At 27.4% G+C, this 15,830-nt stretch carries 15 protein-coding genes and 1 other annotated feature; of the genes, 10 read left to right on the top strand and 5 right to left on the bottom strand.

Annotated features, from left to right (window positions below; all coding sequences use genetic code 11):
- Window positions 1–131 precede the first annotated feature (131 nt).
- The 3 genes from ACQPUY_RS05490 (at window position 132) to argS (ending at window position 4,864) form a co-directional block, all read left to right on the top strand.
- A complete protein-coding gene (locus ACQPUY_RS05490) occupies window positions 132–1,622 on the top strand; it encodes an LCP family protein (protein WP_430840047.1) in 1,491 nt (496 codons plus the stop codon).
- A gap of 220 nt (window positions 1,623–1,842) precedes the next feature.
- Entirely contained in the window at window positions 1,843–2,487 is a 645-nt protein-coding gene (locus tag ACQPUY_RS05495) for a site-2 protease family protein (RefSeq protein ID WP_430840048.1), read from the top strand.
- A 299-nt stretch (window positions 2,488–2,786) separates the two neighbouring features.
- Window positions 2,787–2,989, top strand: a binding site (T-box leader).
- A gap of 183 nt (window positions 2,990–3,172) precedes the next feature.
- Window positions 3,173–4,864 (top strand): arginine--tRNA ligase, encoded by a 1,692-nt coding sequence (argS, locus tag ACQPUY_RS05500; RefSeq protein WP_430840050.1) that lies wholly within the window; start codon window positions 3,173–3,175, stop codon window positions 4,862–4,864.
- Between the two features lie 213 nt (window positions 4,865–5,077).
- On the opposite strand, the gene ACQPUY_RS05505 is transcribed toward argS, so the two are convergent.
- Complete coding sequence (locus ACQPUY_RS05505) at window positions 5,078–5,236, bottom strand: FeoB-associated Cys-rich membrane protein (RefSeq protein WP_430840052.1); 159 nt, start codon at window positions 5,234–5,236, stop codon at window positions 5,078–5,080.
- Window positions 5,237–5,649: 413 nt separating this feature from the next.
- Here ACQPUY_RS05505 and ACQPUY_RS05510 point away from each other — a divergent pair, with 413 nt between their 5' ends.
- Window positions 5,650–6,438 carry a ribonuclease H-like domain-containing protein gene (locus ACQPUY_RS05510; protein ID WP_430840054.1) on the top strand — a complete coding sequence of 263 codons (789 nt, stop codon included), beginning with the start codon at window positions 5,650–5,652 and terminating at the stop codon, window positions 6,436–6,438.
- Window positions 6,439–6,512: 74 nt separating this feature from the next.
- On the opposite strand, the gene ACQPUY_RS05515 is transcribed toward ACQPUY_RS05510, so the two are convergent.
- The gene (locus ACQPUY_RS05515) at window positions 6,513–7,385 is read right to left on the bottom strand and encodes a ComEC/Rec2 family competence protein (protein ID WP_430840056.1); all 873 of its coding nucleotides are present in this window, start codon (window positions 7,383–7,385) and stop codon (window positions 6,513–6,515) included.
- A 146-nt stretch (window positions 7,386–7,531) separates the two neighbouring features.
- On the opposite strand from ACQPUY_RS05515, the gene ACQPUY_RS05520 reads away from it, so the two are divergent.
- The 3 genes from ACQPUY_RS05520 to ACQPUY_RS05530 all read left to right on the top strand — a co-directional run bounded on the left by ACQPUY_RS05520 (window position 7,532) and on the right by ACQPUY_RS05530 (window position 11,801).
- Window positions 7,532–8,242, top strand: a complete 711-nt coding sequence (locus ACQPUY_RS05520) for a lysophospholipid acyltransferase family protein (RefSeq protein WP_430840058.1) — start codon at window positions 7,532–7,534, stop codon at window positions 8,240–8,242.
- A gap of 335 nt (window positions 8,243–8,577) precedes the next feature.
- Window positions 8,578–10,326: a phosphoenolpyruvate carboxykinase gene (locus tag ACQPUY_RS05525; RefSeq protein WP_430840060.1), complete on the top strand. Its 1,749-nt coding sequence runs from the start codon at window positions 8,578–8,580 to the stop codon at window positions 10,324–10,326.
- A gap of 131 nt (window positions 10,327–10,457) precedes the next feature.
- Window positions 10,458–11,801 carry a DUF2334 domain-containing protein gene (locus ACQPUY_RS05530; RefSeq protein WP_430840062.1) on the top strand — a complete coding sequence of 448 codons (1,344 nt, stop codon included), beginning with the start codon at window positions 10,458–10,460 and terminating at the stop codon, window positions 11,799–11,801.
- 44 nt (window positions 11,802–11,845) lie between these two features.
- Here the strand turns inward: ACQPUY_RS05530 and ACQPUY_RS05535 are convergent, their stop codons facing one another.
- The gene (locus tag ACQPUY_RS05535) at window positions 11,846–12,055 is read right to left on the bottom strand and encodes a DUF378 domain-containing protein (RefSeq protein ID WP_430840063.1); all 210 of its coding nucleotides are present in this window, start codon (window positions 12,053–12,055) and stop codon (window positions 11,846–11,848) included.
- Window positions 12,056–12,117: 62 nt separating this feature from the next.
- Window positions 12,118–12,585, bottom strand: coding sequence for an Lrp/AsnC ligand binding domain-containing protein (locus tag ACQPUY_RS05540; protein WP_430840066.1), 468 nt, complete (start codon window positions 12,583–12,585; stop codon window positions 12,118–12,120).
- Window positions 12,586–12,837: 252 nt separating this feature from the next.
- Between ACQPUY_RS05540 and ACQPUY_RS05545 the strand changes: the two genes are divergently transcribed.
- On the top strand, window positions 12,838–13,170 hold the full coding sequence (locus tag ACQPUY_RS05545; protein ID WP_430840068.1) for a hypothetical protein: 333 nt from the start codon (window positions 12,838–12,840) through the stop codon (window positions 13,168–13,170).
- Between the two features lie 49 nt (window positions 13,171–13,219).
- Here the strand turns inward: ACQPUY_RS05545 and ACQPUY_RS05550 are convergent, their stop codons facing one another.
- Entirely contained in the window at window positions 13,220–14,245 is a 1,026-nt protein-coding gene (locus tag ACQPUY_RS05550; protein WP_430840070.1) for a CehA/McbA family metallohydrolase, read from the bottom strand.
- A 123-nt stretch (window positions 14,246–14,368) separates the two neighbouring features.
- Between ACQPUY_RS05550 and ACQPUY_RS05555 the strand changes: the two genes are divergently transcribed.
- Both ACQPUY_RS05555 and ACQPUY_RS05560 read left to right on the top strand, forming a co-directional pair.
- Window positions 14,369–14,869: a gamma carbonic anhydrase family protein gene (locus ACQPUY_RS05555; protein WP_430840072.1), complete on the top strand. Its 501-nt coding sequence runs from the start codon at window positions 14,369–14,371 to the stop codon at window positions 14,867–14,869.
- Window positions 14,870–14,883: 14 nt separating this feature from the next.
- Entirely contained in the window at window positions 14,884–15,726 is an 843-nt protein-coding gene (locus ACQPUY_RS05560; protein WP_430840074.1) for a CvfB family protein, read from the top strand.
- Window positions 15,727–15,830: the final 104 nt, after the last annotated feature.

Consider the following 15,830-nt stretch of genomic DNA (forward strand, 5'->3'; position numbering starts at 1 on the left):
ATATAAAAAATTATGCATATTGTTATTTTTTTGTAATGAAAATGACAAACTATTCTTGTATAATATTAAAGGTATTGTTGTGGATATGAATATAATTGTTATATAATATGGAAGTAAGGGGAGGAATAGGAATGAGTGAAAATGAATCATTAAAGAAAATAAAAGAAAAGAAAAAAAAGAAGAAAAATATAATAAAAATAATATTATTATCTATATTGGGGGTAATAGCTATTTCAATTGCAGTAGCAGTTGGATATTATAATCATATTAGAAATCAAGTGTATGTAGAGTATACACCTACTCCTACAAATGATGTGGAGTATACTGAAGTAGATGGTATTACCAATGTTTTACTAATAGGAACAGATGGTAGAACTACTGATGAGCCGGCAAGATCAGATTCCATAATAATTGCTACTTTAGATAATAACAATAAGAAAGTTAAGTTAACAAGTATAATTAGAGATACATTAGTAAATATTCCAGAGTATGGGGAAGATAAAATAAATGCAGCATTTTATTACGGAGCTTTGGAGACAGATGACAAAGGCAATTTAAGAGGTTCAGAAGGTGGAGCTGCTTTATTAATGAATACTATAGAAGAAAACTTTAATATACATTTAGATAAGTATATTATAGTGAATTTCTGGGGATTTGAATCTATTATAGATGAAATTGGTGGAATAGAAGCTGATATAAAAGACTATGAAATAGATGAAATTAATAAATATATTGGTGAATCTACAGGAGTTAATTCTCCTCCAATAACTGAAACAGGGTTACAAACTTTAAATGGTCAACAAGCTCTTTCATATGCTAGAATTAGATATGTTGGAAATGGTGGATTTGAAAGAGGAGAAAGACAAAATAAAGTTTTATTACAAGTTGCTACAAAATTGAAAGAAGTTAATCCTTTAAAATATGTAAGTTTAGCTAATACATTGGCAAAGCAAGTTAAAACTAATATAGATATACCAGAAGCATTGAATCTAGCTTATACCATATATAAGTTGCCTTCTTTAGATTTTGAACAATTACAAATACCGCAAACAGAACTTATAGCAAGAGATAATTTATATAAGGATAGAGGTTGGTGTCTATTAATAGACATTGAACAAAATGCACAGATAATGAATGACTTTATATTTAATGATAAGCTTCCTAATTCAGATGAATTTGATTTAGCTTCAGTTCAAAGTGTGGCAGCTATGTACGATGCAGAAGAAGCAAGATATAATTCAGTTTATAATATAAACCCATCAGATTATAATGATAAGAATATCGAAGAAGAAGTACTTCCAACCCCTCCAAAATCAGATTATGAGCAAGGGCAAACTGGAACAGGTTCAGGAACTGGAACGGGTTCAGGAAGTGGAACAGGTTCAGGAACTGGAACAGATTCAGGAAGTGGAACAGGTTCAGGAAGTGGAACAGGTTCAGGAAGTGGAACAGGTTCAGGAAGTGGAGCAGATTCAGAAAGCGGAGCAGGTTCAGGAAGCGGAGCAGGTTCAGGAACTGGAACAGATTCAGGAGATGGAGCGGATTCGGGATCAGGAACAGGAAATGGAGAAACTGGAAATGGTGGAGATGGAACGGGCTCAGGAACTGGAAGTTCTAATTAGAGAAGTGTGGCCCTAAAAATAGAAATTCAAATTCATAATTCCGAGGAAAGAGGAATTATTACATTTAGTTTGTAGAAGTAAATATGTTATATTAGAGTGACTTGGAGCTTGCGACGGAGCACTAATATAACATATTTATTTTTTTAAATAAATATGAACAGAGGGAATTTATAGAAATAAATATGGTATAATCATAAAAAAAGAAAGTAGGAGGGCTTAAATGTCGGATATACTATTAAATAAGATAATAACTATTCCTGCAATATTAATAGCCTTTGTTGCACAAGGTTATGCAAGAGCTAAAGTTGCAGATAAATTAGGAGATAAAACCCCTAGATTTCAGGGAAGATTAAGTTTAAATCCGTTAGCACATATAGATTTAATCGGGTTTGTGATGATAATACTAACTGGATTTGGATGGACAAAACCTGTAGAAACTAATCCAAGTGCGTTTAAAAGAGGATATAAGGATGAAATAAAAGTAACATTAGCAGGACCTTTATCAAATTTATTAGTCGCTTTTATTTTTATGTTTATATTCCAAACTTGGGCTGAAGTTGCATATAATAGATTACCATATTCTACTTATGTTATTATTGCTAATATGCTATATGCTATTTGTTTTATAAATATAAATTTATTTATATTTAATTTAATACCTATACCAGGACTTGCTGGATTTGATTTATTTAGGGAACTTAGTCCTAAAAACTTTTATAAATATGGAAGTAAACTATATGATTATCAACTACCAATACTTTTATTAATTGTTCTTTTTGGAGGAGTTATATTACAATACCCATCACAATTAATTATTAAGTTATTTGCAACAATATCAGGTTTAATATTAGGAATATTCTTTTAGAATTATAAGGCTGTATCAAAACAATTTTGATACAGCCTATTTTACTATTTAGGAAATTATAAAGATGTTACCCTGTGAATAATCTTTTATAATTTCCTTCCTTCAGCTCTGAAGTGCTTCTATTAATTTTGCGATGACTTGGAGCAAATGCGACGGAATAAGCAAAATTATATAGAAGTACTTTTTTATATTAATTTAATAATTAATTATCTTACATAAACTTCTTTCAGATATAATGATTTTAGGTTGACAATAAATCTTTGGTTTATGTATAATGTTGATATTATAATATAATAATATTAATATCTAGGAAGAGAAGAGTACTGTATTTGATTCTTTTAAGCGAGTGAGGGATGGTGGAAGCCTTGTAAGATAGAATATTAGGAAGAGAGCCTTGGAGATAGCTACTGAAATTTAAGTAGGATAGTTCGTTTGCTGCGTTAAAGCATTGAGTGGCATTTAATGCAATCAGAGTGGTACCGCGGATTTATTCGTCTCTTATATATTTAAGAGGCGTTTTTTTTAATTTCAATCATTTAGCTTTGAAGTGCATCTATTAATTTTGTGATGACTTGGAGCGAATGCGACGGAATAAGCAAAATTAATAGATGTACTTTTTTATATGGATTTTTCTAATTAATATAGAAGAATAGAATATAATTTTGAATTTTTAAGGAGGATAAAAATGGATTATAAAAAGAAAGTTGCTGAAGCTATAAAACAACATGTTGATATGGATGTTGAAAATATAGAAAAATTAATAGAAATTCCACCTAAAAGTGAAATGGGTGATTATGCATTTCCATGTTTCCAATTAGCAAAGGCTTTTAGAAAAGCTCCTAATATGATTTCGGAAGAGTTAAAAGATAAGATAAATGGTGAAGGATTCGAAAAGGTAATTAATGTTGGACCTTATGTAAACTTCTTTGTTGATAAGAATGAATTTACAAAGAATACTATTGAAAAAGTATTAGCTCAAGGCGAAGGCTATGGCTCAAGTAATGTTGGTGAAGGGAAAACAGTATGTGTAGAATATTCATCACCTAATATTGCAAAGCCATTCCATGTTGGGCACTTATTTACAACAGCAATAGGTAATTCTTTATACAAATTATTTAAGAAAGAAGGCTATACTGTAGAAGGAATTAACCACTTAGGTGACTGGGGAACTCAGTTTGGTAAGCTTATATCTGCATATAAGAGATGGGGAAATGAAGAAGCATTAGAAGAAAATGCAATAAATGAGCTTTTAAGAATATACGTTAAATTCCATGATGAAGCAGAAAAGGACCCAGCTTTAGAAGATGAAGGAAGAGCTTACTTTAAAGCTTTAGAACAAGGTGATAAAGAAGTTGAGACCTTATGGAAGAGATTTAGAGATTTAAGCTTAAAAGAGTTTGAAAGAATATATGAAGTGTTTGATGTTAAGTTTGATTCTTATGCTGGAGAAGCTTTCTATAATGATAAGATGGATGCAGTAGTTAATGAGTTAAGAGATAAGAACCTTTTAGTAGAAAGTAATGGTGCTCAAGTAGTTATGTTAGATGAGTATAACATGCCACCATGTATAGTATTAAAAGGTGATGGAGCATCAATATATGCTACTAGAGATTTAGCGGCAGCAATGTATAGAAAGAAAACTTATGATTTCTATAAGAGTATATATGTAGTTGGGACTCCTCAAGCATTACACTTTAAACAAGTATTTAAAGTATTAGAACTTGCAGGACATGATTGGGCTAATGATTGTATTCATGTAGGATTTGGATTAGTTAAATTTGCAGACAGAAAGCTTTCAACTAGAAAGGGAGAAGTTATTTTATTAGATGACTTAATAAAAGAATCTGTGGATAAAACTTTAGAAATTATTAATGAAAAGAATCCTAATTTAGAAAATAAAGAAGAAGTAGCTAAGAAAATAGGTGTAGGTGCTATTGTATTTACGTATTTAAAGAATTCTAGAGAAAAGGATATAGTATTTGATTGGAAGGAAATGCTTTCATTTGAAGGCGAAACAGGTCCGTATGTTCAATACTCTTATGCTAGAGCTAATAGTATTTTAACTAGAGCAGGTGAATTAAAAGGAGTTGCAGATTATTCTAAACTAGATTCGAAGGAAGAATTTGAATTAATAAAGGCACTAGAAGGATTTGGAAAGCAAATACATTTAGCAACAGAAAAATTAGAACCATCTATAATTACTAGATATGCAATAGAAGTTGCAAAATTATTTAATAAGTTCTACAATGCTCATTCTGTATTAAACTTAGAAGATGAAAGCTTAAAAGAAGCTAGAATTAACTTAGTAAAAGCCACATGTCAAGTTATTAAAAACTCTTTAGCTTTAATAGGAATAGAAGTAGTAGATAAGATGTAAAATATATAATAGGCTTACAGTAGTATAAGTTGTAAGAATTTATTATAAAAATAATGAAAAAATTAGGAGCTGTTGTAAACAGCTCCTAAATATAAAATGTAAAATTTAAAAATAGGTTAATATTGTCTGATAAAAGACTTAAATTGGTATTATATAAAAACTACTTTTAGTATTTTAACTTAAGTATGAAGTAATAAATATTCGATAGAATATTTATTTTTTTTCTAGCTTAATAATATTTTCTTTTTTTACAGGACAGTTACTAGAACATTTTCCGCAGTTACAACCACTACCTTTAGAAGATTTACGAACACTTTTAAAGATTATATATGCTGCTAATGCAACTATAATTAAAGTAATTAATATCTCCATGAGCACACCTTCTTTTTATAATAATAAATAAATTCATAGCAAATGTTATAGTTTTGGATTTAACAAAGGAGCTTTTTATTTCCACCAATTTCTTTTATTATTGCTTTTCTACTAATTTTAAATCACATAGGCTCATTTTATCCACCTTGTATTGAAAATCATTATCATGATTTAATGATAACAAACTGTTAAAAAATAGTCAATACTATTGAGGAATTATTAATAGTAATTTTCGATTAATTTGGAATATTTATTATTTTCAATGTTGAACATATTAAGTATTACATAATATTATATAAGTAGGGATAATTATATTATTATTTATTCCTATATTGTTATAAAAGATGATATAATGTTATAAGATAAAATAAGGAATTTCAAGGTGATAATGATAAGGAAGAAAGAGTGGTAATGTGATTATAAGAGAAAATATAATAGAGGTAGATTCCACTAATAGGGAATTTATGTTAAAAACGTCTGATATACACAGGCAACCAGAGGAACTTATATTTTTTGATTTAGAACACTATGTTTATAAGAAACCAAAATGTATAGGGGTATTTGGGGCTTGCGTATATGAAAATAATAAGTTATATGTGACTCAATATATGATAGAGAATAAGTATGAAACAATACAAATTTTAGAACTAGCAAAAAAATATTTTGTAAAAATGAAGAAAAAAGGGAAAAAAGCTATTGTCACCTTTTCTGGAAATAATGATTATACTGTGATTAATTATTTGTTCAAAAGGTATGGAATAGAACTTAACTTTTCTAAAGAGTTTGAGGATATAGATATTCAAAGAGAATATGAAAAGGAAATGAAACACTCGATAGGACTTAAAAATTTAGAAAAAGATTTTGATATCCATAGAGAGGGAGAAGTTATAAGTGGGTCTAATCTTGCAAAAACCTTTAATAAAGTTTTAAAAGATAAAGAATATATTTTAAGAATGCCAAAGGAAAAGATTGAAACTATATTATTATATAATGAACAAGATGTAACTAATTTATATAATATATATATGCTTTGGAAAGCTTATGTTAAAAATGAATCTAAAGAAATAAAAGAAATTGATGTGAAAAATGAAAAAGAAGATACTAAAGAGGAAGTCTTAGATGCTATTAATGGTGAAACAATAGAAATAAATAAAGAAAAAAATTTAAATAGCCAAGAAGATGCATTAGGGGAAATGAGATAAAGTATGTATATATATTAATTTAAGAATAAGTTCTTAAATGATAGATGCTCCTAAAATTTTTTTAGGAGCATCTATCATTTCAAAGAAATTTTAATAGTACTCCCATTTGAGGTAAGAACTATATTTCCATTTAGATCAGTCCTATATATATTAGTTTCCTTTAATTTGTTTAGAGTATTTTCTGTAGGATGGCCGTAGGAATTATTTTTTCCTACTGAAATAACTGATATTTTAGGATTTACTGAATCTAAGAAGGATTTTGTTGTTGAAGTTGAAGATCCATGATGACCTACCTTTAAAACATCACTTTTTAAGTTGAAATTATTAGCTAGTACTTCTTGTTCCACATCTTCTTCAGCATCTCCTGTAAATAAAAAAGAATTGTTTCCGTAAGAGACTTTAATAATAGGTGAATAATTATTTAAATTATCATAGGAATCTAAATTAGGAGAAAAAACTTCAAAGGATGTATTTTCTCCAAGGTTTATAGTTGAAGAATTAGCCTTCAATATTTTAATTTTTAAGTTTTTTCTGGAAAGAGCCTCTGCCATATTTTCAAAAGAAGAAGTATTATTATCTATTTTAGGAGAATAGAAGTTTAATACTATATAGTTATTTACTATATAGGCCATGTTTCCTATATGATCTTCGTGAGGATGAGTTGCAATTACATAATCAAATTGATGTATATTTAGTGAATTTAAATATTGAAGCAACTTATCCTTTCCATCCTTAGGACCTGAATCTATAAGTATATTTTTATAATTAACTTGAATTAAAATAGAGTCGCCTTGCCCAACATCTATAAAATGAACCATCATTTCATTTGGATTGGTAGAGGTAATATTTGAATTAATTAATGACTTTAATAAAAAAATACTTAGTAGTGCTAATGTCACTATTAATATATTTTTTATTTTTTTTATTAATTTATATTTTTTTATCATTTAAACTCCTTAAATAGAAATGTATATTTAAATTTGTTAATAATATACATATATTATTGACATGAGAAAATAAAAATATAATTGAAGAATAAAATGTAAGACATTATAATGAAATATAAGCAAATAAGATGGAGGTAGCAAATATAATGAAAGTCTTTAAGGTTATGCATTATGGATTATATATGTTATTTATGCAATTTAAAGCTATTAAACGTTGGTATATAGAGAAAACTAAGGGAGAGAAGGCAGCTATTGACTACAGTGGTAAAGTTGGTGAAGACTGGGCTAGATATACTATACATAGAGCCATAAAAATGAATGTTACTGTGGTTGGAAAGAAAAATATACCAAATCAGCCATGTTGTTATATTGGGAATCATACAAGTATATTAGATATACCATTATTAATTGATTCAGTTGGGAAGTGTATGGGGTTTGTAGCAAAAAAAGAAATGGTTAAAGCACCTGTAATAGGTTATTGGATGGGAAAGTACAATTGTGTTCCTTTAGATAGAGAAAATCCTAGAGAAGCAATTAAGGTTATTAGAGAAGGTGCTGAAAATATTAAGAATGGATATAGTATGGCTATATTTCCAGAAGGAACTAGAAGTAAGGATGGAAAGCTTAGAGAGTTTAAAAAAGGAAGTTTGAAACTTGCAACTATGGCCAAGGCACCAGTAGTTCCAGTTTCAATAGATGGAGCATATAGAGCTTTTGAAATTGACAGAAAATTTAAACCTATAGATATAACAGTTACATTTGGAGAACCAATTTATACAGATAAATTAACTAGAGAAGAAGAAAAAAAGCTTATGGAAAAGGTAAGAGAAGTAGTAGCAAAAAATCTTAATCAATAATATAATTATCAAGAAGCTATATTATTAAGTATATTAATAATATAGCTTTTGTTATATAACTATATTAACTAATAAAATAAAAATGTTCGAACCTATATAAATATTTATTGGAAAGGAAGAGGGTAATATTCGTGTATTTAATAAATCATAAAAAAATAGCATTAAATTTTTAGGTGATTACGTTTACTTTGGAATGAAATATTAAAAATTCGTAAAAATTTTTTAAAATGCAAAATCGGTCTTTATAATCTTGCAGAAAATGTGCTATAATATAAAAAAATAACGTTAAAATGAAATTTTTATTTTGTATATATTTCAAAAGGGGGGGCAAATCTATGAGAAAAGAATTTTCTATAAGTAATGATAAGGTATTAATAAATTTTACAGCTAAATACTGTAGCACATTTGAGGAATTAGTTGAAAGCGAGGGCTTTAGACGAGTTATAGAAAATTATTTAAAAAAGTCAAAAAAGAAATTTACTTTAAGTTGGAGATATTTAAGTCAAGAATTAAAAACGGAAGATGTAAATGAAGTATTAAGCACATTAGTTAAGATTTTTAAGTATTGCACAGTTATGAATGTTGAGGAAATAGTTGAAGCTAATCCTAGCTATTCAGATTTATTTTCTGACAAAGATAATTTTATTGCATTTGTAGAAGATTTATATTTATTCTGGAGAACATTAGAAAGATATACTGTTATTCATAGTAATAAGTTACAAAATGGATTATCAGCAGTTAGTTTTACACAGGCTAACTCAGCATTATCTAATTTAATAATAAAATTATACAGAAAAATAGAGAAAAATGTATTAGGATATAAGCCTAATGTGTTTAGACAAATTCCAGTAGGTGGAAATGCATCTGTTATAATTAATAAGGTTTTATGGCCATTACCAAAGGGATATGAGGCTCTTGAAGATATCGAATTTATAGATAGTATATTATTAGAAACACCATTTATAACATATCCAAAGAAAAACACAAGAAGTGGTATGTTTAGTGAAGTTAATTATAATCCATTAGTCAATTCAACTTTAAATAAGGATCATTGGTTCTGTTATCCTGCTAAGGTTGGTGAGTTACTAGCATTTATATATTTCCATAGAGATTTTATGCAACATGGAATAACATTATGTAATTTATTTGAAATGGCAAGAGTAGAAGAATATAGAGGGAAGAAGCCAGATTTAGTTTATGTTTTTGGTGCAAAGGATAATTATGGAGATAAGAAAACAGTATTCTATGATGATAAAGAAAATGATATAATGGTGGGATATGTAAATCACTCAGAAGAAATAGATTATTTTGGATATATGAAGAAGATGACATTAACACTTCATAACTTAGTAATGATTAAAAGAGGATATCTACCAATTCATGGAGCAATGGTTAACATAGTACTTAAGGATGGAAAGACTGCTAACGTAGTAATTATGGGAGATAGTGGTGCTGGTAAGTCAGAAAGTCTAGAGGCATTTAGGACTTTAAGTGAAGATTATATTAGTAATATGACTGTAATATTTGATGATATGGGAACATTTAAAGAAATAGATGGAAAGATTTATGGATATGGAACTGAAATTGGTGCTTTTGTTAGATTAGATGACTTAGACCAAGGATATGCTTTTAAAGAAATAGATAGAAGTATATTTATGAATCCAGATAAGATTAACGCAAGATTAGTTATGCCGGTTGCGCCATATAAGGAAATTGTTAAAGGATATGAAGTTGATTTATTCTTGTATGCAAATAACTATACAGAAGTAAAAGAAGGAGAAAAATCAATTGAGTATTTTAAGACTCCAGCAGATGCAATAAAGGTATTTAAATCAGGAGCTAGAATGGCGAAAGGAACTACTTCAGAAAAAGGACTAGTTGAGAGTTACTTTGCAAATCCATTTGGTCCTGCTCAAAAGCAAGAAGAAACTAATGAATTAATTGAAAGATATTTTGATGCAATGTTTAATGGTACAGTTAGGGTTGGACAAATTAAGACTTGTCTTGCATTAGAAGGACAAGAAAAAGATGGCCCAAGAAATGCTGCGATAGAATTATTCGATATAATTAAGAAAATGAAATAAATATTTAATAAAGTCTACTTTAAAAGTAGACTTTTTTTATTGTAAAATAATTCTATTATTTATTATTTTTTAGGGGATTATAAAAGATTATTATTTTAATGATTTTTATATTAATCTAGGAGGGGATATAAGTGAGGAAGAAGAAGGTTTATTCAATTATATTAATGATAGTAATTATAATTTCTTTATTTAATTTTCCAGTATATAAAAGTTATGGAATAAACTATAGCTATCACAATACTAGAGGACAAGAATTTATAAGAACACTAAGTTCTTCAGATAATAGTAGTAAAGAAATAAAAAAGGTTCCATATAATATTTCATTTATCTTAAATAATGAAACAATGAATTTTAAAGATGAGGTTTTATATGAAAATAATAGAATATATATAGCTATATCTGATTTTATAAAATATTTTGGCGAAACTGAAGAAATAGATGGTGATAATATTAAAGTAGGTAATATTGCAGATCTAGATATTACAGATAAAACTTACTATGAAGATAATACAATTAAACAATTAAGGGGAGGTATATTTAAAAAAAGTAATGATTATTATATTTCCTTCTTTGATTTATGTGAAATTTTAAATCTTAATACTTTTTGGGATTATGATAATAATAAGATTTATATATCGGAAAAGTCTATAGAAAAAGATGTAAATATAAAGAGAAATTCAAATAAAAAAAATGCATATATAAGATTTGAAGATTTTACAGCAGGAGATGTTTATCTTAGCAAATCTGCTTTGGAAAAGGTTAGAGCAGTTGTTGATTATATGAAAGATGAAAATCAGGATTTTAGCATTTCATGGATACCTAGATACATTAATCATGATTGTAATTTGGATAATGATATATCTAAAAATGATTCTATGGAAAATTCAAATTTTATTTTTACATTAGATTATATAGTTAATAGGGGAGGGACTATAGGATTACATGGATATACACATCAATATGAAGATAGTAATAGTGTTACTGGATTCGAATTTGGAGATGGAGGATGTACTGACTCAGAGGAAATAAGAAGAAAGGTTGAAAGTGCTATAACTGTAGCTAATAATCTTAATATACCTATTACTTATTGGGAAACACCACATTATAGAACAACAGCAGATGAACAGAAGATATTTGAAGAATATTTTAAAATACTATATGAACCTGCAATAGGAGTTTACAATGCTAATATTATAACTAGTGCTAATAACGAAATTACTAAGTATATACCAACACCTCTAGGGTATGTAGATGATAATACTGGTGAATCCATGATAGAGAGAATAAAAAATAGAGACAAAAATCAAGAGTTTAGTTTGTTTTATCATTTAAGCATAGAAATCAATAGTATAGATGTATCTGTTGATAATGATGGTAATATAGTATGTAAATATGATGATAACTCAATATTAAAGAATATAGTAAACCTAACAGATCAATCAGGATATAGATTTTCAAATATAAATAATTTGTAAAATTAATAAGGAAGTTTTACACTTCCTTATTAATTAAGTCATAATTATTCAATAGAATCTGTATATTTACTTTTAGCAAAAAATGAAATGGAGTATAATCCAGCAACACCTACTAAGGCATAAATAATTCTTTCTAAAGCAGGCATTGAGCCAAATAAACCATTAACTAGATTATATTGGAAAAATCCAATTAATCCCCAGTTAACAGCTCCAATTATAACTAAAATAAGAACGATTGAATCTAAAACTTTCATAATAATCCTCCCTTATTAATAGACTACATAAGTAGTTTGACCAAGAGAGAAGAAATTATGCATTATATAGTAATATTTCTATCTATAGGTTGATCTAAAGATATAATTGTATCAGTTCTTTGTATTCCAGTAATAGAATTGATTTTGTTTAATAATATATCTTGAAGGTCTGAGATGTTTTTGCATACAACCTTAGTTAATATAGAATAATTACCAGTAGTTAAATGTATTTCTACAACCTCTTTAATTCTAGAAAGTTCCTCAAATACAGAATTAAATGAAGAGGTCTTGTCTACGTATATTCCAACAAAACAACATACGTCATAACCTAGCTTAGGCAAATTTAAAAGTATTCTTGTTCCTTTAATTATTCCAAGCTCCTCCATTTTTTTCATTCTTACGTGGATAGTACCTCCACTTACATGGCAAATTCTAGCTATTTCTAAGTAGGGAGTTCTACAATCTTTTATTAATAAGTCTAATATCTGTAAATCTAATTCGTCTAACTGTGAAGTTAAATTTAAGCTCATAAGACCACCTCATTTTAACATTTTATAATTTCTTAGTATATTCTATCAAATAATTAATTAAAATAGAAGGGAATTATAATAAATTTAATAAATAAAATTCAAAATTTTATTATATTACTAAAATTTGTATTATAATTTCCAATATATTAGTAAATGTTTTAATGTTACAAATAATTAAATTTATATGTCTTGAAAAGATGGAGTATTTCTTTTAATATAGTATATAGAATCTTTAAAAGGAGGAAGTATATCGTGGGCATACTATTTACTATAGCATATTTTGCATTCCTAATTCTATCAATGATTTTATTATTTACATTAGGTAGAAAGTATGTATTTTCAAGAGTAAGAATAAACAAATGGATTCCATTAGGGATATCATTAGTTTTATTTGTATTACAATTCTTTTTTGGTAAACAAAATATATGGATAAGTGCGATATTTACTTTAGTAGTCGTTTGGTTCTTTATGTGGTTTATTGATATTCAAAGTACAGGTGGTCCTAAGAAAAAGGAAAAGAAAATTGAAATTAGACCTAAGGCTAAACCAAACAGAGTTAAACATATGCAAAATCAAAAAAAATAATAATTTTGAAAATAAACATGGCATTCTTTTATTGAATGCCATGTTTATTTCAATTTAAAATGTCATTATTATTTATAAAAATAGGAGAGCTGAAGGCTACCTTATTATCATCTTCAATTATTTTAATAATATACCATGTTTCATTTTTTTCATTTTTATGCTCATAAAGATACTTAATACTATTTAAATTTATGTTTTCAATAGATCTTATAATTTTACCATTATTACTTATTATTTGAATTTCTCTAATTTTATATTTTATGTCTTCAGCGAATATCATAAATCTAAGTTTAGTAGAAGTAATATTAATTTCTTCACCCATGAATACATCATTAATAGTAAAATAAAACCTTAAATATCTAGATTCAGTTGAATAAGTTCTCCTCTCTCTAAATGCAGAAATAATGTTGGCTGATGAAAGACTATTACAGATACAAACTGTTAGGTTTTCTGAATCTCCAAAGTTAATTTTATGATTGTCTTGTCCGTTAATTGCTCCAATTAGCCAACCGGCATCTAATAAGTTATAATAGTATTTATCATGACGTGTATATTTTCCATCAATACTTCCATTACCTACTTCAATTGAAGTGATTAATTTATTTAATAATTCATTATAATGTAGATTCTTTATATTTTTATGAGGGTGATTAATTGATATAAAGGCGTCAGGATTATTAAGCATCCATAAGGCTAATATTTTTAAGTCTCGTACAGTTCCAGTAAAATAATTATTTGAATTAATTATATTTAAATCTCCATAGAGGCTAGTTTTGCTCTCAAAGCCGACTAAAGGCAAAAAGTCACTATATTTCTTTCTTATTCTAGAAGCATAAATTTTAGTTCCCTGAAACTTTGAATGTTTATTATCTTTAATATATACTTCATCTGAAAGATAGGAGTTATGATCAGTTATGAACATAAAATTTAAACCTGATTTATAGGCATATTCATAGGCTTCAGAAGGGGAACCCTTACCAGTAGAATATTCTGTATGGCAATGAGGGATTCCATAATAGTATTTAAAATCAGATTTATCAAAGGTTGTTATATCTTTACTTCTTTTTTTTCCCAACTTAAACTCCTTAACAAATTATTATCTATCTATATATAGTATTTAAGAAGTATAAATAATGACAATAATATTAAGTAGTGATAAAATATCTTTAAGTATAAATTTATTTGGGAGGTTATAAAAATGATTTTAGATTTTAATGGAGTTAAACCAGTTATAGATAAAACTTGCTATATTTCAGAAAGTGTTGATATAATAGGAGACGTTGTTATTGAAAAGAATGCTAATATTTGGTTTGGAACTACAATAAGAGGAGATATGAGTAAAATTCATATTGGAGAAAATACTAATATTCAAGAAAACTCTGTTGTACATGTAGATTTTGATTATGAAACTAATATAGGAAATAATGTGACAATAGGTCACAGAGCAATTATTCATGGATGTGAAATTGCAGATAATGTTTTAATTGGAATGGGATCTATAATACTAAATGGAGCTAAAATATCAAAGAATAGTATTGTCGGAGCAGGATCTTTAGTAACTCAAAATAAGGTTTTTGAAGAAGGAGTTCTTATTATGGGAAGTCCTGCTAAGGTTGTAAGAAAATTAACTGAAGATGAAATTAAAAGTATAGCGCAATCTTCAAAGAATTATGTGGAAATTAGTAAGAAATACTTATAAAGCCAGGAGGAAAAATGATTAACATAGGTGATTATAATTTATTAGAAGTCAAGAGAGAAAAGGACTTTGGATATTATTTAGGTGATGAGGGAAAAGTTGAGGTATTACTACCTAAATCAATGACAGAAAAAAAAGAAATAAATATTGGAGATAAGTTAGAAGTTTTTGTATATAGAGATTCAAAAGATAGACCTATAGCAACCTTTAAAAAGCCATTAGTAACTGTTGGTGAAGTAGGGTATTTAAAAGTAGTTTTCCAAACAGATTTTGGTGCTTTTGTCGATTTTGGATTAGATAGAGATATTTTTGTACCAATGAAAGAACAAAGATTTAAGCTTCATACAGGAAGTAAATATTTATTTTATGTTTACTTAGATAAAACAGGAAGATTAGCAGCAACTACAGAAGTAGGAGACTATATTTTAAATGCTGTAGAAGAAGGTAAAGAATATAAAATTGGAGATGAAGTAATAGCACAAGTTTATGGAAAAACTGAAGGTGGTACTGTTCATGTTGCAATTGATGGTAAATATAAGGGCTTAATTTTACCTAATGAATATTATATGGAGATATATCCTGGAACTGAAATGAAGTTAAGAGTTAAAAGAATATATGAAGATGGTATTATAGGATTAACTCCTAGAAAAACTAGATTGAATGAAAGAGAAAAGATTCAAGAGGATATATTAAAATATTTAAAGAAAAATGGTGGATTTATGCCTTTTAATGATAAATCTAATCCAGAAGATATAAAAGCTACATTTAATACAAGTAAAAATTACTTTAAAATGGCTTTAGGTGGTCTTATGAAGGAAGGAAAAATAGTTCAAGAAAAAGAAGGAACTAGATTAAAGTAATAAATGTATGTTTAATATATTAAAATTTATTTAAGGTATTAGCGCTTACTTAATTAGGTAGGCGCTATTTTTATAACAAAATTTAGGGCTTAGTAAATGAAATT

The sequence above is a fragment of the Clostridium nigeriense genome (assembly GCF_050585245.1).
In the GTDB taxonomy this organism is placed as follows: Bacteria; Bacillota; Clostridia; order Clostridiales; family Clostridiaceae; genus Clostridium; species Clostridium nigeriense_A.